At 75.0% G+C, this 18453-nt stretch carries 13 protein-coding genes; 9 read left to right on the top strand and 4 right to left on the bottom strand.

All coding sequences use genetic code 11. The features are described from left to right. Positions 1–39: 39 nt before the first annotated feature. Genes ACFC0Z_RS17435 through ACFC0Z_RS17425 form a run of 3 tightly spaced genes read right to left on the bottom strand, consistent with a single transcriptional unit; the run spans position 40 to position 2793 of the window. On the bottom strand, positions 40–267 hold the full coding sequence (locus ACFC0Z_RS17435; protein WP_376438239.1) for a hypothetical protein: 228 nt from the start codon (positions 265–267) through the stop codon (positions 40–42). A gap of 20 nt (positions 268–287) precedes the next feature. Beyond that, entirely contained in the window at positions 288–2495 is a 2208-nt protein-coding gene (malQ, locus tag ACFC0Z_RS17430) for a 4-alpha-glucanotransferase (protein ID WP_376438237.1), read from the bottom strand. Position 2496: 1 nt separating this feature from the next. Further along, positions 2497–2793, bottom strand: a complete 297-nt coding sequence (locus ACFC0Z_RS17425; RefSeq protein WP_376438235.1) for a hypothetical protein — start codon at positions 2791–2793, stop codon at positions 2497–2499. Positions 2794–2936: 143 nt separating this feature from the next. Here ACFC0Z_RS17425 and ACFC0Z_RS17420 point away from each other — a divergent pair, with 143 nt between their 5' ends. Beyond that, complete coding sequence (locus tag ACFC0Z_RS17420) at positions 2937–6098, top strand: beta-N-acetylglucosaminidase domain-containing protein (protein ID WP_376438233.1); 3162 nt, start codon at positions 2937–2939, stop codon at positions 6096–6098. A 64-nt stretch (positions 6099–6162) separates the two neighbouring features. Here ACFC0Z_RS17420 and ACFC0Z_RS17415 read toward each other — a convergent pair whose 3' ends face one another. Then, entirely contained in the window at positions 6163–6726 is a 564-nt protein-coding gene (locus ACFC0Z_RS17415) for an HNH endonuclease (protein ID WP_360801307.1), read from the bottom strand. A gap of 273 nt (positions 6727–6999) precedes the next feature. Here ACFC0Z_RS17415 and ACFC0Z_RS17410 point away from each other — a divergent pair, with 273 nt between their 5' ends. From ACFC0Z_RS17410 to ACFC0Z_RS17375, 8 genes are all read left to right on the top strand, one after another. After that, positions 7000–8061 (top strand): mechanosensitive ion channel family protein, encoded by a 1062-nt coding sequence (locus tag ACFC0Z_RS17410; protein ID WP_376438231.1) that lies wholly within the window; start codon positions 7000–7002, stop codon positions 8059–8061. A 159-nt stretch (positions 8062–8220) separates the two neighbouring features. Next, positions 8221–9492 carry an ROK family transcriptional regulator gene (locus ACFC0Z_RS17405; protein ID WP_376438230.1) on the top strand — a complete coding sequence of 424 codons (1272 nt, stop codon included), beginning with the start codon at positions 8221–8223 and terminating at the stop codon, positions 9490–9492. Positions 9493–9512: 20 nt separating this feature from the next. After that, positions 9513–10778 (top strand): 6-phospho-beta-glucosidase, encoded by a 1266-nt coding sequence (locus ACFC0Z_RS17400; protein WP_376438228.1) that lies wholly within the window; start codon positions 9513–9515, stop codon positions 10776–10778. Next, the gene (locus ACFC0Z_RS17395) at positions 10769–11758 is read left to right on the top strand and encodes an N-acetylglucosamine kinase (RefSeq protein WP_376438226.1); all 990 of its coding nucleotides are present in this window, start codon (positions 10769–10771) and stop codon (positions 11756–11758) included. The genes ACFC0Z_RS17400 and ACFC0Z_RS17395 overlap by 10 nt, the downstream gene beginning before the upstream one ends. 260 nt (positions 11759–12018) lie before the next feature. Next, a complete protein-coding gene (locus tag ACFC0Z_RS17390; RefSeq protein ID WP_376438224.1) occupies positions 12019–13449 on the top strand; it encodes a hypothetical protein in 1431 nt (476 codons plus the stop codon). A gap of 11 nt (positions 13450–13460) precedes the next feature. After that, complete coding sequence (locus ACFC0Z_RS17385; RefSeq protein ID WP_376438222.1) at positions 13461–14582, top strand: glutamate ABC transporter substrate-binding protein; 1122 nt, start codon at positions 13461–13463, stop codon at positions 14580–14582. 34 nt (positions 14583–14616) lie between these two features. After that, positions 14617–15894 (top strand): hypothetical protein, encoded by a 1278-nt coding sequence (locus ACFC0Z_RS17380; RefSeq protein WP_376438220.1) that lies wholly within the window; start codon positions 14617–14619, stop codon positions 15892–15894. A gap of 59 nt (positions 15895–15953) precedes the next feature. After that, positions 15954–18452, top strand: coding sequence for a tetratricopeptide repeat protein (locus ACFC0Z_RS17375; RefSeq protein ID WP_376438218.1), 2499 nt, complete (start codon positions 15954–15956; stop codon positions 18450–18452). Position 18453: the final 1 nt, after the last annotated feature.

Raw genomic sequence — 18453 nt, 5'->3', positions numbered from 1 at the left:
CCGTGCGGCGCCCTCGACGGGAAGGATCAGGAGAGGCGGTTACGCCTTCTTGGACTTGTCGAGCACCATCACCAGGCCCGCGATGACCAGGAACAGCACCAGCGGGGCGACCACGAACAGGCCGAGGGTCTCGATGACCTCCAGCTTGGGGGCCGGGTCGTCACCGTCGTCGCGGGTGAGCGCGAGCGCGGGGGACGACATGAGCAGCATCATCAGCGTCGTACCGGCCGCGAGAGCACCGGCGCGCAGGGCGTTCTTCTTGTCCACCGCTCCAAAGTAGCGAACACCTAAACGAGCCGCGCGCCCGGGGGTGCCGTACGGGCGTGCAGCTCCCGCAGGAGCGCGTGCGCGCGGGGCGATGCGGCCAGCCGCTCCAGGGTGAGCGGCTGCCCGTCGGGCCCCGCGAGCGGCAGCCGCCAGTTGGGGTACTCGTCCCAGGTGCCCGGCAGGTTCTGGGGTCTGCGGTCCCCCACCGTGTCCGGCAGCCACACCCCCACCATCCGCGCGGGGGTGGCGAGCAGGAAGCGGTGGACGGCCTTGATCTCGGCCTCCTCGGCCCCCGGGGACCCCGGTGCCCCCGGCGTTCCCGGAGTCCCCGGGCCCTCCGGGAGCAGCCCGAGCCGCTCGAAGAGCCCCAGCCACTCGGCGGTGCCGGCCGCGTCCGCCGCGCGCTCGCGCTCCAGGTCGCCGTCGAGCAGCCCGAGCCGGTGCCGCAGGGTGACGTGCTCGCCGGAGAGCCGGGCGGCCGTGGACGGCAGGTCGTGGGTGGTGGCGGTGGCCAGGCACTCCGCGCGCCAGGCGTCGGCCGGCACCGGGCGCCCGTCGCCCGCCCAGTCCCGCTCGAACCAGAGCACGGAGGTCCCGAACACCCCCCGGGCGGCGAGCTCCTCCCGTACGCCCGGCTCGACCGTGCCGAGGTCCTCGCCGATGACGAGGGCCCCCGCGCGGTGCGCCTCCAGGGCCAGGACGGCGAGCATCGCCTCGGCGTCGTACCGGACGTACGTCCCCTCCGTCGGCGCCTGCCCCTCCGGCACCCACCAGAGCCGGAACAGGCCCATCACGTGGTCGATGCGCAACGCGCCCGCGTGGCGCAGGATCTCGCGCAGGAGACCGCGGTACGGGGCATAGCCCGAGGCGGCCAGGGCATCGGGGCGCCAGGGCGGAAGGCCCCAGTCCTGGCCGCGGGCGTTGAACGCGTCGGGCGGGGCGCCGACCGACATGCCGGCCGCGAGGGCCTCCTGCTGGGCCCAGGCGTCCGAGCCCTCCGGGTGGACGCCGACCGCCAGGTCGTGGACGATCCCGACCGCCATCCCCGCCTCGCGAGCCGCGTCGGCGGCCTCGGCGAGCTGCCGGTCCGTCAGCCAGGCGAGCCGGCAGTGGAAGTCGACACGGGCGGCGAGCTCGTCGTCGGAGCGCACGACCGCCTCCGCCGAGCGCGGGGCGCGCAGCTCCTCGGGCCAGCTCCGCCAGTGGGGCCCGTGGCGCTCGGCGAGCGCCTGGTAGGTGGCGTGGTCCTCCAGGGCGCGGCCCCGCTCGGCGAGGAAGGCGTGGTAGTCGGCGCGGCGCCCGGGGCTCAGCTCCACTCCCCCGACGACGAGTTCGAGGGCCCGTCGCTTGAGCTCCCAGACGGCGTCCCGGTCGATCAGGGCGCCCTTCGCGAGCACCTGCTCGCGCAGTTCGGCGGCGTCGGCGAGGATCCGGTCGAGCTCCTCGCGCGGGCCGGAGTCCGTCCCCCCGAAACCGCCGGTGCACGCGTACGCGTACTCGGGGATCGCCTCGATCCGCAGGTGGACCGGGTCGGGGAAGCGGCGCGAGGAGGGGCGGTACGGGGACGGGTCGCTCGGCGCGCCGGGCACGCCCGCGTGCAGCGGGTTCACCTGGACGAACCCGGCGCCGTGCGTGCGGCCCGCCCAGGCGGCGAGCTCGCGGAGGTCGCCGAGGTCGCCCATGCCCCAGGAGCGGGTGGAGAGCAGCGAGTAGAGCTGGACGAGCAGCCCGTACGTGCGGCGGTCGGGGGCCGGCACGCGCGCGGGGCTCACGACGAGGGTGGCGGTGGCGGAACGCCCGTCGGGGGCCTGCGCCTCGACGGTGTGGACGCCGAGGGGCAGCCGGGACCAGTCGCTCGCGGCCTCGCCGCCGAGGGTGCCCCCGGTGAGGGGCTCCCCTGCGAGGGCCTCACCGGTGAGGGCCTCCCCGGTGAGCGTCTCTCCCTCCTCGGTGGTGACGCGGAGCCGCGTACCGGGCGGGAGGCCGGCCGGGGGCCGCACCGGCCCTTCCCCGGCCCGCACGACGAGGGTGGGCGGCAACAGGCGCTCACGCCCGGCCCGTTCCGCCTCCTCCAGGGCGGCGGCGACCGCCTCGGGGGTCGTCGCGTCGACGCCCAGGGCGCCGAGGACGGCCACCACGGCGGTCTCCGGCACGACGACGGTGACGCCCGCGCTGGGGCTGTACTCGGTGGCGACGCCGTGACGGGCGGCGAGACGGGCCAGGGTCACTTCACACTCCAGGGGGCTCCGCGCTGCCGCGGGCGGTGGGTTCGCTGGTGAGCGGGGCCGCCCCGGTCAGGGGCGGCTCGCTGGTCAGGGGGGCCGCGTCGGGCAGCGGCGGCTCGCTGGTCAGGGGCGCGTCGGCGCGGGCCTGCTGACGGGGGATCGGTATCCGTCCGAGGTGGTGGGCGGAGGTCGCGGTCACGGGGGTCTCCCGGTGGTCTTCCGGAGCGGGAACTGACGGCGCCTTAGCCCTACCCACCCCACCCCGCTTTCCCACCGGCGGAGCGTGGCGAAGTGACGTCATCTCCGTGACGGCGCGCCGGGCAAAGCCGACAGATCGACCACCCGCATTGACACCCCCGTGCGACGGGTGGTGGGGTCGTGACCCACTCGTGACCGACCGGCATCGTGGCCGATCGGGCCGCCGTCCGGCCGAAGGGAGTTCCCGTGCACCTCGGGCGCAGGAAGCGGACGGCGACGGCGGTCGCCGCGGCCGTCATCGGCGGACTCCTCGGCGGCGCGGCCCCGGGCGCGGTGCACGCCTCGCCGGTCCCGCCCGCCGCCGACGCAGCGGCGGCCTCCCGGGTGACACCGGCGGCCACGCGCGCGTCGACTCCCCCGGCGGCCACCCGGACGACACCGGCCGCCACGCGCGCGTCGACTCCGCCGGCCACCACGCGCGCGCCGGCGCCCGAGGCCTCCTCCGCTCCCCCGCCCGCCGTCTGGCCGCGCCCGCAGTCGGCGGCCGGGCGCGGTCCCTCCGTACGCCTCGGGGACGAGGTCACGCTGGTCACGGACGAGGACACCGACCCGTACGCCCTGGACGCGCTCCGCGGGCTGCTCGCGGCCGCCGGGGTGCGGACCGTCCACGAGGGGCTTCCCGGCGCGGGTCCGGTGATCCGGGCGGCCGGGCCGCACGGCGAGGCCGCCGAGGAGGCGCTGACGGCCCTCGGGGTGCCCGGGCGGGCCGATCTCCCGCGCGGTGGCTACCGGCTCGTGACGGGCCGATTCCAGGACCGTGACACGGTCGTCCTGGACGGCGTCGGCGAGGACGGCCTCTTCCACGCCGTCCAGACCCTGCGTCAGCTCGTCGGCGACGGCCGCGAGGTCCCCGGCGTCGTCGTCCGCGACTGGCCCGGCACGGCCGAGCGCGGCCTCGTGGAGGGCTTCTACGGCAGCCCCTGGACCCACGAGCAGCGGCTCGCGCAGGTCGACTTCCTGGGCCGCACCAAGCAGAACCGCTACCTGTACGCGCCCGGCGACGACCCGTACCGGCAGGCGCAGTGGCGCGATCCCTACCCGGCCGCGCAGCGGGAGGAGTTCCGGGCGCTCGCCGCGCGGGCCGCCGCCAACCACGTGACGCTCGGCTGGGCCGTGGCGCCCGCCCAGTCCATGTGCCTGGCCTCGGACAAGGACGTGGCCGCGCTGGCCCGGAAGCTGGACGCGATGTGGGAGCTCGGCGTGCGCGCCTTCCAGCTCCAGTTCCAGGACGCCTCGTACGACGAGTGGCACTGCGACAAGGACGCCGACACCTTCGGCAGCGGCCCGGAGGCGGCGGCCACCGCACACGCGCGCGTGACGAACGCCGTCTCCCGCCGGCTGGCCGAGGCGCACCCGGACGCCGAGCCGCTGACGGTGCTGCCGACGGAGTACTACCAGGACGGCGCCACCGACTACCGCGCCAAGCTCGCCGAGGCGCTCGACTCCGACGTGCGGGTGGCCTGGACGGGCGTCGGGGCCGTCCCGCGCACGATCACCGGCGGCGAACTGGCCGGGGCGCGCGAGGCCCTGGGCCGGCGGCCGCTGGTCACCATGGACAACTACCCCGTCAACGACTACGCGCAGGACCGGCTCTTCCTCGGCCCCTCCACCGGCCGCGACCCGGCGGTGGCCGCCGGTTCCGCCGCCTTCCTCGCCCACGCCATGGAACAGCCCGCCGCCTCCCGCGTGCCGCTCTTCACCGCCGCCGACTACGCCTGGAACCCGAAGGGCTACCGCCCCCAGGAGTCCTGGCGGGCCGCCGTCGACGACCTCGCGGGGCCCGACCCGGCCGCCCGCGAGGCACTGTGGGCGCTCGCGGCGAACGACGCCTCCTCGATCCTCGACCCGAAGGGCGAGTCGGCCTACCTGAAGCCGCTCATGGCCGCCTTCTGGTCCTCCCGCGCCGCCCGCGACGCGGCGGTACGGGACAGGGCGGCGCGGGAGCTGCGGGCGGCGTTCACGGTGATGCGCGAGGCCCCCGGGCGGCTCTCCGGAACCGCGGGCGGCACGCTCGACGACGAGACCGGCCCCTGGCTCGACCAGCTCTCCCGGTACGGCCTCGCCGGCGAGACGGCGGTCGACATGCTGACCGCCCAGGCGCGCGGCGACGGCGCGGCGGCCTGGCGGGCGCAACTGCGCCTGGAGGACCTCCGGAAGGAGCTGGAGGCGAGCCCGGTGACGGTCGGCGCCGGGGTCCTCGACCCGTTCCTCACGCGCGCGGTGACCGAGTCCGCGGCGTGGACCGGCGCCGACAGGACCCCGCCGAGCCGCACGGACCGCGCCCCCGACTCGTACACCGTCCGCCTCGACCGGACGCGGTCGGTGGAGGCCCTGACCGTGATGACCGAGCCGGGCGACGGGAACGGCGGGCGGGGCCCGGCGACACCCGCGCGCGTGGAGGCGTACGTCCCCGGGGAGGGCTGGCGGCCGCTCGGCCCCCTGTCGGCCTCCGGCTGGACGCAGACGACCGCGCCGAAGGGCCTGCGCGCGGACGCGCTGCGGGTCGTGTGGAGCGGCGACGGACCCGCCCCCGAGGTGCGTTCCCTGGTGCCGTGGTTCGCGGACGGGCCGCGCGCCGGGGTCGGCCTGGCCCGGACGGAGACGGACGCGGAGATCGGCGGGCCCGCCCAGCGGGTGGACGTCGAGCTGACGGGCCTGCGGGCGGGCGAGGTGCGCGGGCCGCTGACGGCGAAGCCCCCGAAGGGGATCGCGGTCCGGCTCCCGAAGCAGGCCGTCGTCGCGCGCGGCGCGCGGACGGCCGTCCCGCTGGAGGTCTCGGTGGGCGCGGCCGTGCCGACGGGCTCGTACCGCGTTCCGGTCTCCTTCGCGGGCGAGGAGCGGGTCCTGACCGTGCGGGCCTTCCCCCGGACCGCCGGTCCCGACCTCGCGCTCGGGGCGACGGCCTCCTCCTCGGGCGACGAGACGGCGGACTTCCCCGCCGCCTCGGCCGTGGACGGGGACCCGGCGACCCGGTGGTCCTCGCCCGCGGAGGACGGGGCCTGGTGGCAGATGGAGCTGGCCGAGCCCGCGCGGATAGGCCAGGTGGTGCTGCACTGGCAGGACGCGTACGCCTCCCGCTACCGCGTCCAGGTCTCGGCCGACGGCCGCGTCTGGCGCACGGCGGCGACCGTCGCGGACGGGCGGGGCGGCCGCGAGTCGGTCCGCATGGACGCGGCGGACACGCGCTTCCTGCGGGTGCAGGGGGAGGCGCGGGCGACGCGGTTCGGCTACTCGCTCTGGTCGGTGGAGACGTACGCGGTGGCACCGGAGAAGCGAGTGCCCGAGGCGGGCGCGCCGAAGACGAGCGCGCCGGAGACGAGCGCGCCGGAGAAGCCGGGCACCCCCTGAGGGACGCCCGGCTCCGTACCTCCCGAGACCTCGCCAGACCCTCCGGGTACGCGAAAGGCCCGGCTCAACCCGTCGTCAGCGCCCCCACAGGGGCGTCCGCGACGGAGTCGATCCGGGCCATCACGTCCTCGGCACCGTACGGCTGGAGGTAGGGCAGCCAGCGGGGGTCCCGGTGTCCGGTCCCGATGATCCGCCAGGCCAGGCCGGTCGGCGGGGCCGGTTGGTGCCGCAGCCGCCAGCCGATCTCGCGCAGGTGCCGGTCCGCCTTGACGTGGTTGCAGCGGCGGCAGGCCGCCACCACGTTGTCCCAGGCGTGCGTACCCCCGCGGCTGCGCGGGACGACGTGGTCGACGCTGGTCGCGACGGCCCCGCAGTAGGCGCAGCGCCCGCCGTCTCGGGCGAAGAGGGCTCTGCGGGTCAAGGGAACGGGCCCCCGGTAGGGGACCCGCACGAAGCGCTTCAGTCGCACCACGCTGGGCGCGGGGACGACTTGGGTCTCGCTGTGCAGGAAGGCGCCGGATTCCTCGATGCAGAGAGCCTTGTTCTCCAGAACGAGGACGAGTGCGCGGCGGAGCGGTACGACGCCGAGCGGCTCGTACGACGCGTTGAGGACCAGGACATGCGGCACGGATGCCTCCAATGGCGCCGGCGGCGCGTGGCTCGCGCCGGGACGAACTGCTCTCAGTCTCTCCTCATGCCCGGTCGGCGCGCCACCACGTTCCGCGATCGGGGTGAAGGGTCACGGGGTGTTCTCGACCACACGGGCATCTCCATCTCTCCCTGTACTTGCCCAGGTGGGACCGGTCTCTCCCTCGAACACGGCTGCGGGAGCGCGCCCGGGGCCCGTCCGACGCCCCGTTAGTGTGGATGGCCTGCGTACGCGATGCCTGGAGGTTTCCCCGTGTCCTGGACCGCTCTGGCGGCTGCCACCGATCCCGACCAAATTCCGGTGACCCTGGACGAGGCCGCGGAACAGGCCGGCAACGCGGCCAGCTGGGTGGAACAGAACTGGTCCACCTGGCTGAACACCGGCCTGCGCATCCTGCTGATCATCGTCGTGGCGCTCGTGCTTCGCTGGGCCGTCCGCCGCGCCCTGACCAAGCTGATCGACCGGATGAACCGCTCGGCGCAGGCGGTGGAGGGGACGGCCCTCGGCGGTCTCCTGGTCAACGCCGAGCGGCGGCGGCAGCGCTCCGAGGCCATCGGCTCGGTGCTCAGGTCCGTGACGTCCTTCCTGATCCTGGGCACGGCCGGGCTGATGATCCTCGGCGCGTTCAAGATCGACCTGGCGCCGCTGCTCGCCTCGGCCGGTGTGGCCGGTGTCGCGATCGGCTTCGGCGCCCGGAACCTCGTCACGGACTTCCTGTCCGGCGTCTTCATGATCCTGGAGGACCAGTACGGCGTCGGTGACTCGGTCGACGCGGGCGTGGCCTCCGGCGAGGTCATCGAGGTGGGTCTGCGCGTGACGAAGCTGCGGGGCATCGACGGAGAGATCTGGTACGTCCGCAACGGCGAGATCAAGCGCATAGGGAACCTCAGCCAGGGCTGGGCGACGGCCGGCGTGGACGTGACGGTCCGGCCGACGGAGGACCTGGAGCAGGTGCGGGCGGTGATCGCCGAGGCGGGCGAGGCCATGGCGAAGGACGAGCCGTGGAACGAGCGCCTGTGGGGTCCGGTGGAGGTGCTCGGCCTGAGCGAGGTGCTCCTCGACTCGATGACCGTCCGGGTCTCGGCGAAGACGATGCCGGGCAAGAAGCTGGGCGTGGAGCGCGAGCTGCGCTGGCGGATCAAGCGCGGTCTGGACGAGGCCGGCATCCGGATCGTGGGCGGGCTCCCGGCGCAGGCCGAGGAGTCGCCGGCCGACCCGACGGCGGGCATGGCGGCGCCTTCGGTGTTCAGCTCGGCGACCTCGCCGCAGTCGGCGGCGGCGACGCCGCTGCCGAGGACGGACCTGTCGAAGTAGTCCCCCCTCTTTTCGCTTCCTCCGCGGACGCCCCCGATGCTCGTCGTCGGGGGCGTTCGGCGTCTCCGGGATCTCCGGGATCTCCGGGGTCTCCGGGGTCTTGACCTCGCCTCCGAACCAATAGGAAACTTTCCTTACAGTCACGAAGGCAGGTGCACCATGTCGATTCCCGGCACCCCGCGCGTGCTGCGGGCCATGAACGACCGCGCCGCACTGGATCTCCTCCTCGCCCACGGGCCGCTCTCGCGGACCCGCGTCGGCGAGCTCACCGGCCTCTCCAAGCCGACCGCCTCCCAGCTCCTCGCCCGCCTCGAAGCCGCCGGGCTGGTCGTCGCGAGCGGGACCTCGGCGGGCGGGCCGGGGCCGAACGCCCGGCTGTACGAGGTGAACGGGCGGGCCGCGTACGCCGCCGGGCTCGACGTGAACCAGCACCGCGTCCTCGCCGCCGTCGCCGACGTCACGGGCACGATCGTGGGCGAGTACGAGCTCCGCACCGCCGCGTCCGGTCCCGATGCGGTCCGGCAGGTGACCGAGGCCCTGGGCGGCGCCGCGAAGACCGCCGGGATCGCCCTCGGAGACGTACGCCATCTGGTGATCGCCACCCCCGGCGCGTTCGACCCGGCGACCGGGCGGCTGCGGTACGCCGCCCACCTGCCCGGCTGGCACTCCCCCACCCTCCGGGAGGAGCTGGCGGCCGCGCTGCCGATGCCCTTCGCGTACGAGAACGACGTCAACCTCGCCGCCGTCGCGGAGCAGCGCGTGGGGGCCGCGCGGGGGCACGAGGACTTCGCGCTGCTGTGGAACGAGGAGGGCATCGGCGCCGCGCTCGTCCTCGGTGGACGGCTGCACCGGGGCTTCACCGGCGGCGCGGGCGAGGTCGGCTTCCTGCCCGTTCCCGGCACGCCCCTGGCCCGCAGGGTCACCGAGGCCAACTCCGGCGGCTACCAGGAACTGGCCGGCGTCCAGGCCGTACCGGCACTCGCGCGAGCGGCGGGGATCGTGACGGCCGACGAGCCGCGCGGCGGCTCCGGCGGGATGCGCCACGGGGTGGACGGCGGCGCGGCCCAGGTCGCTGCCGTTGAGCCGTGTGTGGCGGTGGCGGCCGGGATTCTCGCCGCGGCGGCCGAGCGGCACGCGGACGACGCCCGGTACGCCGAGCTGCTCGACCGGTACGCCGAGCGGGTCGCGACCGGGCTCGCCTCGCTCGTCGCCGTGCTCGACCCCGAGCTGATCGTCCTCGCCGGGGACGTCCTCCTCGCCGGGGGCGAGCCGCTCCGCGCGCGCGTGCGTGCGGAACTCGCCGACCTCGCGGCCTCCACACCGGAGCTCGTGCTCTCCGCCGTTCCCCGGCGGCCCGTTCTGCGGGGCGCTCTCGAAAGCGCCCTCACCCGTACTCGCGACGAGGTCTTCGACACCTCGCGCCGAACCTGAGAGAAGGGCTGGCACGCGTCATGAAGCTCACCGTCGTCGGGGGCGGATCCACCTACACCCCCGAGCTGATCGACGGGTTCGCGCGGCTGCGCGACACCCTGCCCGTCACCGAACTCGTCCTCGTCGACCCGGACGCCGAGCGGCTCGACCTGGTCGGCGGGCTCGCCCGGCGGATCTTCGCCAAGCAGGGCCACGACGGCCGGATCGTCACCACGAGCGATCTGGACGCCGGGGTCGAGGGCGCCGATGCGGTGCTGCTGCAGCTGCGGGTGGGCGGGCAGGCGGCCCGGAACCAGGACGAGAGCTGGCCGCTCGAGTGCGGCTGCGTCGGCCAGGAGACCACCGGCGCCGGCGGCCTGGCCAAGGCGCTGCGCACGGTCCCCGTCGTCCTGGACATCGCCGAGCGGGTCCGCCGTACCAACCCGGACGCCTGGATCATCGACTTCACCAACCCCGTCGGCATCGTCACGCGCGCCCTGCTCAAGGCCGGGCACAAGGCCGTGGGCCTGTGCAACGTGGCCATCGGCTTCCAACGGAAGTTCGCCAAGCTCCTCGACGTCACCCCCTCCGAGATCCACCTCGACCACATCGGCCTCAACCACCTGACCTGGGAGACGGGCGTCCGCCTCGGCGGGCCCGAGGGCGAGGACGTGCTGCCGCGGCTGCTCGCCGAACACGGCGACACGATCGCGAACGACCTCCACCTGCCGCGCCTGGTCATGGACCGCTTCGGCGTCGTCCCCTCGTACTACCTGCGGTACTACTACGCGCACGACGAGGTGGTGCGCGAGCTCGGCAGCAAGCCCTCGCGGGCCGCCGAGGTCGCGGCGATGGAACGCGAACTCCTGGAGATGTACGGGGACCCGGCGCTCGACGAGAAGCCCGCGCTGCTCGGCAAGCGGGGCGGGGCGTTCTACTCGGAGGCGGCGGTGGACCTGGCGGCCGCCCTGCTGGGCGGGGGCGGATCTCCGTACCAGGTGGTGAACACGTACAACAACGGCACGCTGCCCTTCCTGCCGGACGACGCCGTCATCGAGACGCAGGCGGCGGTGGGCCCGGAGGGCGCGGCGCCGCTGCCGGTGGCGCCGGTCGATCCCCTGTACGCGGGGCTGATCGCGAACGTCACCGCGTACGAGGACCTGGCGCTGGACGCGGCGCTGCGCGGCGGCCGGGACCGGGTGTTCAAGGCGCTGCTCGCGCACCCGCTGGTCGGGCAGTACGCGTACGCCGAGGGGCTCACGGACCGGCTGATCGCGCACAACCGGGACCACCTGGCGTGGGCGTGAACCTGAACGGGGCGCTCCTCGCGATCGACGCGGGGAACAGCAAGACCGATGCCGTGGTGCTCTCCCGGGACGGGGCCGTCCTCGGGTCGGCCCGGGGCGGCGGTTTCCAGCCGCCGGTGGTGGGAGTCGAGGCGGCGGTCGACGTGCTCGCGGAGGTCGTCGGGCGGGCGTGGGCGGCGGCCGGGGGTGATGACCGCGCCCCCGCCTTCGCCCACGTCACGGCCTGCCTCGCCAACGCCGATCTGCCGGTGGAGGAACTCCGTCTGGAGCAGGCCCTGTACGCACGACATCTGACCCGTTCCGCCCGCGTGCACAACGACACCGTCGCGCTGCTGCGGGCCGGGCTCGACGAGCCGCGCGGGGTCGCGGTGGTGTGCGGGGCCGGGATCAACTGCGCCGGGATGACCCCGGACGGGCGGACCGCGCGGTTCGCGGCGCTCGGGAAGATCTCCGGGGACTGGGGCGGGGGCGGCGGGCTCTCCGAGGAGGCGCTCTGGCACGCGGCGCGGGCCGAGGACGGGCGCGGCGACCCGACGGAGCTCGCGCGGGCGCTGCCCGCGCACTTCGGCCTGGTGACGATGGCCGAGCTGATCGAGGCACTGCACCTGGGACGGATCGCGCACGGGCGGCGGTACGAGCTGGCGCCGGTGCTGTTCCGGGTGGCGGCGGCCGGCGACCCGGTCGCGCTCGGGCTCGTGCACCGGCTCGCGGAGGAGGTCGTCGCGCTGGCGTCCGTGGCGCTCGGACGGCTGGGGCTGCTCGGCGAGGAGGCGCCGGTGGTGCTCGGCGGGAGCGTCCTCGCGGCCCGGCACCCGGAGTTGGAGGGGCGGATCGTCGAACTCCTCGGCGTCCGGGCGCCGAAGGCGACGGTCCGGTTCGTCACGGCACCGCCGGTGCTGGGGGCGGGGCTGCTCGCCCTGGACGAGGCGGGCGCCCCGGCCGAGGCGGGGGCGCGGCTGCGGGAGCAGTACGAAGGCTGAGGGGGCGGTACGAGGGCGGAGAGGGCAGCACGAGGGCTGCGGGGGTCTCTCCCGCTATGTTCACCTGTTCGAGCGACCCCCGGGAAGGAACCGGCGTCGGCCGGGGGACGTATTCATGGTGAGGGGGATCGCCCGCGGAAGTGCCGGGGGCATGAGGCACGATAGGGACAAGATCGCGTCATTTTCGGTGTGCGGCAGGGCCCCTGGCGGCCATACTGCTCGCCGGACGGACCGACGTCAGCGACCCAGGGGGAGGTCACGTGACACACCCGCCGAACGCGTCCGCCGCACCGGCGGCGCCGCAGGCCACGGCACCCGCGCCGGCCCACCCGGGCCAGGTGCCGGCGCAGCCGTCCGCCGCGCCCGCCGGTGGCCCACCCGCGGGGGGCGGGGCCTGGGCCGTGGGCCGGGAGCGGCTCAAGGAGGCCGCGACGACGGAGCCGGGACGGCTCCGGATCCTCGGTGCCGTCCTGGCGCTGCTGGTCGTCGCGTTCGGGGCCGTCACCGCCTTCGAGGTGTCCGGGCGCGAGTCCGCCGCCGACGACGTCGTGAACCGGAGCCAGCCGCTGAGCGCCGACGCCGCCGCGGTCTACCGCTCGCTCGCCGACGCGGACACGACCGCCGCGAGCGGCTTCCTCGCGGGCACGCTGGAGCCCGAGGAGTCCCGCGAGCGGTATCAGAAGGACATCGCGACCGCGGCCCGCCTGCTGGTCAAGGCCGCGGCCAACACGGACGGTTCGAGCGAGTCGGCCCGCGAGATCGCCACGCTCAACGAACAGCTGCCGCGCTACACGGGCCTGATAGAGCGCGCCCGGGCCGCGAACCGGCAGGGGCTGCCGCTCGGCGGCGCCTACCTGCGGTACGCGAACCAGACGATGACCGCCGAGCTGCTGCCGGCCGCCGAGCGGCTGTACGCGGCGGAGACCGCGCGCCTCCACGAGGACGACGACTCCGCCCGCGCCTGGCCCTTCCTGTCGCTCGCGCTCGGGGTGCTCGCGCTCGGGGTGCTGGTGTGGGCGCAGCGCCGCAACTACGCCCGGACACACCGGGTGTTCAACAAGGGGCTGCTGGCGGCCACGGCCGCGTCGCTCGCGGTCCTGGTCTGGCTGCTCGCCGCGCACAGCCTCGCGCGGGCGGAGCTGAGCACGGCACGGGAGGACGGGCAGAACTCGCTCCAGGTCCTCAACCAGGCCCGGATCAGCTCGCTCACGGCTCGTGCCAACGAGAACCTCACCCTGGTCGCCCGGGGCGCGGTCCTCACCGAGGACGGCAAGAGCGACAGGTACGAGGCCGAGTACACCGCGAGCATGAAGGCCCTGACGTCGGCGCTCGCGACGGCGCGGGAGTACGCCGACGACGACGCCGGGCGCAGCCCGGTGGACGAGGCGGCGGCGCGGACCGGCGAGTGGCAGAAGCGCCACAAGGCGGCCCGTGGCGAGGACGAGGCGGGCAACTTCGAGGGCGCGCTGGGCCGGGTCATCGGCTCGAAGGAGTCGACGGGCCAGTCCTTCGACCAGGTCGACGCGGCGCTCGAGCGGGCGCTCGCCCACGAGCAGACCGAGTTCACCCGGTCCGCGGGGGACGCGAGGGACGCGCTGGCGGCGCTGCCGCTGGGGGCGGCGGCGCTCGGGATCCTGGGCGCCGCGGGAGCCGTGCTCGGCATCAACCGCAGACTGTCGGAGTACCGGTGAAGGGGGGCGGGATGCCGGAGCACGCGGAGAACGCGGAGAACGCAGGGCGCATGGGGCACGCGGAGATCACTGAGAGCGCGGGGAACGCGGAGCTCACCGGGCGCGCGGAGCACCCGGACCCGCTGGTCCGGCGGGCCGCGCGGCGGCTGCGGGGCTGGGGCGGGGTCGCGGCCATGGCCGTGGCCTGCGGGCTCACCGCCTCCTTCGCCCTGCTGCCCCTCGGGCCGGACGGGGACGGTGCCGGCGCGGCCCCGGCCGGTGTCGGCGGCAAAGTCCAGGTCGGGACCGACGCGAAGGCCGACACCTGCGAGAAGCCGGAGGCTTCCCTCCAGCCCTCGTCGGCCGACGGTCCCTCGATCGCGGCGATCAAGGCCCGGGGGAAGCTGGTCGTCGGCGTCGACCAGTCCAGCTACCGCTGGGGCTACCGGAACCCGGAGAAGGGCACCCTCGAAGGGTTCGACATCGACCTGGCCCGGGCCATCGCGCGGGACATCCTGGGCGACTCCGACGCCGTGATCTTCCGGGCGATCCCGACGAACCAGCGGATCGCCGCCCTGAACAGCGGCAAGGTCGACCTCGTCGTGCGCACGATGACGATCAACTGCAAGCGGATCCAGCAGGTCGCCTTCTCCACGGCCTACTTCCAGGCCGGTCAGCAGGTCCTGGCGCCCAAGCGGTCCGAAGCGATCACGGGGTACGACTCCTCGCTGAGCGGCAAGCGGGTCTGCACGGCCGAGGGGTCCACGGCGTACGAGGCGCTGGAGGAGAACTCGTTCGGCGCGGTCTTCAAGGACGAGGCCGACGGCACGAAGGCGGACAAGGACCTGCTGACCGTGCCCAACCAGCTGGACTGCCTGGTCAGACTCCAGCTCGGCGAGGTCGACGCGGTCGTCACGGACAACGCGCTGGCGGCGGGCCAGGCGGCGCAGGACCCGGCGGTCGAGCTCAAGGGCAGACCGTTCACCACGGAGTACTACGGCGTGGCCGCCAAGCTCGGCAACGACGACCTGGTCCGCCGGGTCAACAAGGTCCTGGTGGACTACCGGAACGGTCCCTGGCAGGCCGCGTACCAGCGCTGGCTCCAGAAGGACCTGCCCGGGATATCCGGTCCGCCGGCTCCCCTCTACAAGTGAGCAGTCCCTGTACACGCGGCGGAAGAGGTGATCGATGGGCGTCACGGGACCTCCTGATCCGGTGATGGACCGGGACGAGGTGGACCGTGCGCTGGCGCGGCTCGACGCCGAGCACAAGGCGGTCGAGGACTCGCTCCTCGCGCTCCAGGACCACGCGGGCCGCCGGCTGCTCGAAGGGGCCGCGCTGACCGGTGTCACCCGGGACCGCTGGGCGACGGCCGAGCGGACCATCACCGTGCTCTGGACCTGCTTCGACCTCTACACGGACGCGCTGCGCGAGGCCCGTGAGGTGCGGGCGCGGCGCCGCTGGCCCGGCCGGGACGAGCTCGTGGAGCTGACCGAGCGGCTGCGCGGCGAGAGCGTCGTCGTCGCGGGCGGGGCGGGCGAACAGGGGCTGCTCTCCGAGCGGTTCACCCTGGAGGGCCTGGTGCGGCGGATGAACGAGCTGTACGCGTCCTCGCTCGACGTGGTCGTCACGGCCGACGGCGTCTGGTCGGCGCTGCCGGCCCGGATAGACCTGCTCGCGGCCGAGCTCGGCCGGACCCGGACGCTGGCCCACGCGGTCGGCGTGCGGCCCGGGGAGCACCCGGCCGGGGACGAGCTGGAGGAGATCGCGGCCGAGCTGGCTTCGCTGCGCTCCCAGGTGGTGAGCGACCCGCTCGCCTTCTGGCAGCCGGCGGTGGGCAGTTCCGCGCCCGGCGGCGGTCGGCCCGACACCGCGCGGTACGACCGGGCGGCGCTCGCCCTGGAGGACATCCGGCGCGAGATCGAGGCCGTCCTCGCGGTCCGGCAGGACTCCGAGGACCGGCTGCTGCGGGTGCGTGACGTGCTGGTCAGGGCGGACCGGACGCTCGCCGAGGCGCGGTCCGCGCGCGGCGAGGTCCTGGCGAAGATCGCCGCGTCCGAGGTGCCGGCGGTGAGCGGTCCGCCGACCGCGCTGCACGAGCGCCTGGCGGCCGCCGCCGAATACCGCAGACACGCGCGGTGGCACCGCCTCTCCCCGCTCCTGGACTCCCTGGAGCGGGAGGCGGAGGACGAGTTGGCGCGGGCCAGGGAGTCGCTGACGGCGGTCACGGCGCCGCTGGCGGTCCGGGCCGAGCTGCGCGGCCGGCTCGACGCGTACAAGGCGAAGGTCGCGCGGCTGGGGGCGGCGGAGGACCCGCTGCTCATCGAGCGGTACGACACCGCGCGCCGGATGCTGTGGAGCGCGCCCTGCGACCTGCGGGCCGCCGAGCAGGCCGTGCTGCGCTACCAGCGGGCCGCGGCGGACGTATTGTCCGGCCCGAGAGATGCCGGAGGACGACAGTGGTGAGCGGGGAGACGGGCGTGGGGAGCTGTCAGCGGCCTTCGTGCGAGGGATCGTACGAGGACATGGGAGGCGGCGAGCTGTACTGCGACACCTGCGGGCTCGCCCCGGTCGTCGCGCCCGGCGGGCTGATCGGCGCGACGCGCACGGGCGTGGCCGTGCCCGGGAAGAACACGGGGACGGACTCCGGGCTCGGGTCCGGGCTCGGGTCCGGGCTCGGGACCGGGGGGCGGGATTCGAGTTCCGCGCGGAGCTCTTCGCGGGCCTCGTCGCGGGCTTCGTCGCGCTCCTCCTCGTCCCGGCGTTCGGTCTCGGGGCGGCTCTCGCGTTCGCTCTCCGGGCGCACGGGGGCCCGGTCGGTGTCGGTGCGCAGCTCGGGCTCCTCGTCCGGGCAGTCGGCGCGCAACCGGCTGGGCGCCGGTCTGGTGACGATTCCGGAGGTTCCCCGTCCGGATCCGCGCGGCGCGGTGATGAAGAACCCCGAGGTCCCCGAGCGGAAGCGTTTCTGCTCCCGCTCCGACTGCGGGGCGCCGGTCGGCCGTTCGCGCGGTGACCGGCCGGGGCGCACCGAGGGCTTCTGCACCTCGTGCGGGCACCCGTACTCCTTCGTGCCGAAGCTGCGCGGCGGGGACATCGTCCACGGCCAGTACGAGGTCGCGGGCTGTCTCGCCCACGGCGGTCTCGGCTGGGTCTACCTCGCCGTCGACCGGGCCGTCTCCGACCGGTGGGTGGTGCTCAAGGGCCTGCTCGACACCGGCGACCAGGACGCCATGGCCGCGGCCATCTCCGAGCGCCGCTTCCTCGCCGAGATCGAGCACTCGAACATCGTCCGGATCTACAACTTCGTCGAGCACCTCGACCAGCGCACCGGCTCCATGGACGGCTACATCGTCATGGAGTACGTCGGCGGCAAGTCGCTCAAGGAGATCGCCAACGAGCGGCGCACCCCCGACGGCCGGCGCGACCCGCTGCCGGTCGAGCAGGCCTGCGCGTACGGGATCGAGGCCCTGGAGGCGCTCGGCCACCTGCACAGCAGGAACCTGCTGTACTGCGACTTCAAGGTCGACAACGCCATACAGACCGAGGACCAGCTGAAGCTCATCGACATGGGCGCGGTCCGGCGGATGGACGACGAGGAGTCGGCCATCTACGGCACCGTCGGCTACCAGGCGCCCGAGGTGGCCGAGGTCGGCCCGTCGGTCGCCAGCGACCTGTACACGGTGGCGCGGACGCTCGCGGTGATGACCTTCGACTTCCAGGGCTACACGAACGTCTTCGTGGACTCGCTGCCCGAGCCGGAGCACATCGAGGTCCTGCGGACGTACGAGTCGTTCTACCGCTTCCTGGTCCGTGCCACGGACCCGGACCCGGCGCGGCGGTTCGCCTCCGCGCAGGAGATGGCGGAGCAGCTGACGGGCGTGCTGCGGGAGGTCGTGGCGCTCCAGTCGGGGCGGCCGCGGCCCGCGCTCTCGACGCTCTTCGGCACCGAGGTCCGGGTGACGGACACCGCGCTCTTCGCCGAGCTGACCGAGGACGTGTCGCTGCTCGGCGCCCGGAGGGACCGGCGGAAGGGCCGGGCCGCGCTCCCGTCGGCGGCCCTGCCTCCGCAGGGGCTCGGACACGGCCTCGGGTGGCTGCTCGCGCCGCTCGACGTGCCCGCCACCGCGCTCGCGCTGCCCGTGCCGCGCGTCGACGCGGCCGACCCCAACGCCGGTTTCCTCGCCGGTCTCCTCGCCGCGGCGCCCTCCGAGCTGCTCGGCGCCCTCGCCGCCGCGCCCGCGCCCTCGGCCGAGCTGCGGCTCGCCACCCTGCGGGCCCACCTGGAGCTGGGCGACCTGCCCACAGCCGTGGCGACGCTCGCCTCCCTGGAGGAGCGGGACCCGGACGACTGGCGGGTGGTCTGGTACCGGGGCGTCGCCTCCCTGGTGACCGGGGACCACGAGCAGGCGGCCCTGGCCTTCGACGCGATCTACGACGCCTTCCCCGGCGAGCCCGCGCCGAAGCTGGCGCTCGGCGTCTGCGCCGAGGTCCTCGGCCAGCTGGACAACGCGGCGGAGTACTACCGCCTGGTGTGGGCGACCGACCCGAGCTTCGTCAGCGCGGCCTTCGGGCTGGCCCGGGTGCAGCTCGCGACGGGCGACCGCGCCGGAGCCGTACGGACCCTGGAGTCCGTGCCGGAGGCCTCGATCCACTACACGGCGGCACGGGTCGCGGCCGTGCGCGCGCGGCTGCGACGGCGCCCGGCGAGCGAGCCGCTCGGCGCGGAGCTGACCGCCGCCGCCGCGCAGGTGTCCGCGCTCCAGGGCTTCGGGCTCGACGCGGTCCGCCGTGAGCAGTTGTCCACGGAGGTCCTCGGGACGGCGCTCGACTGGGTACTCTCCGGGAGTCCCGGCGCTGCGCCGGGCGGCGGCACGCTGCTGCTCGGGAGCGGACTGGACGAGCGCGGACTGCGCTTCGGCCTCGAACGCTCGTACCGGGTGCTCGCCCGGCTCGCGCAGCGGGGCGAGGAGAGGATCGAACTGGTGGAGCGGGCCAACCGCTTCCGTCCCCGGACGTGGGTGTGAG

This window comes from Streptomyces sp. NPDC056144 (assembly GCF_042264145.1).
In the GTDB taxonomy this organism is placed as follows: Bacteria; Actinomycetota; Actinomycetes; order Streptomycetales; family Streptomycetaceae; genus Streptomyces.
This window is presented reverse-complemented; position numbering and strand designations above follow the sequence as displayed.

What these genes read in the sequence shown, in the direction of transcription:
- ACFC0Z_RS17400 (WP_376438228.1), top strand. Translation starts at nt 9,513, where the DNA reads ATGAAGCTCACCGTCGTCGGGGGCGGATCCACCTACACCCCCGAGCTG.
- ACFC0Z_RS17405 (WP_376438230.1), top strand. Translation starts at nt 8,221, where the DNA reads ATGTCGATTCCCGGCACCCCGCGCGTGCTGCGGGCCATGAACGACCGC.
- ACFC0Z_RS17380 (WP_376438220.1), top strand. Translation starts at nt 14,617, where the DNA reads ATGGGCGTCACGGGACCTCCTGATCCGGTGATGGACCGGGACGAGGTG.
- ACFC0Z_RS17425 (WP_376438235.1), bottom strand. Translation starts at nt 2,793, where the DNA reads ATGACGTCACTTCGCCACGCTCCGCCGGTGGGAAAGCGGGGTGGGGTG.
- ACFC0Z_RS17385 (WP_376438222.1), top strand. Translation starts at nt 13,461, where the DNA reads ATGCCGGAGCACGCGGAGAACGCGGAGAACGCAGGGCGCATGGGGCAC.
- ACFC0Z_RS17375 (WP_376438218.1), top strand. Translation starts at nt 15,954, where the DNA reads ATGGGAGGCGGCGAGCTGTACTGCGACACCTGCGGGCTCGCCCCGGTC.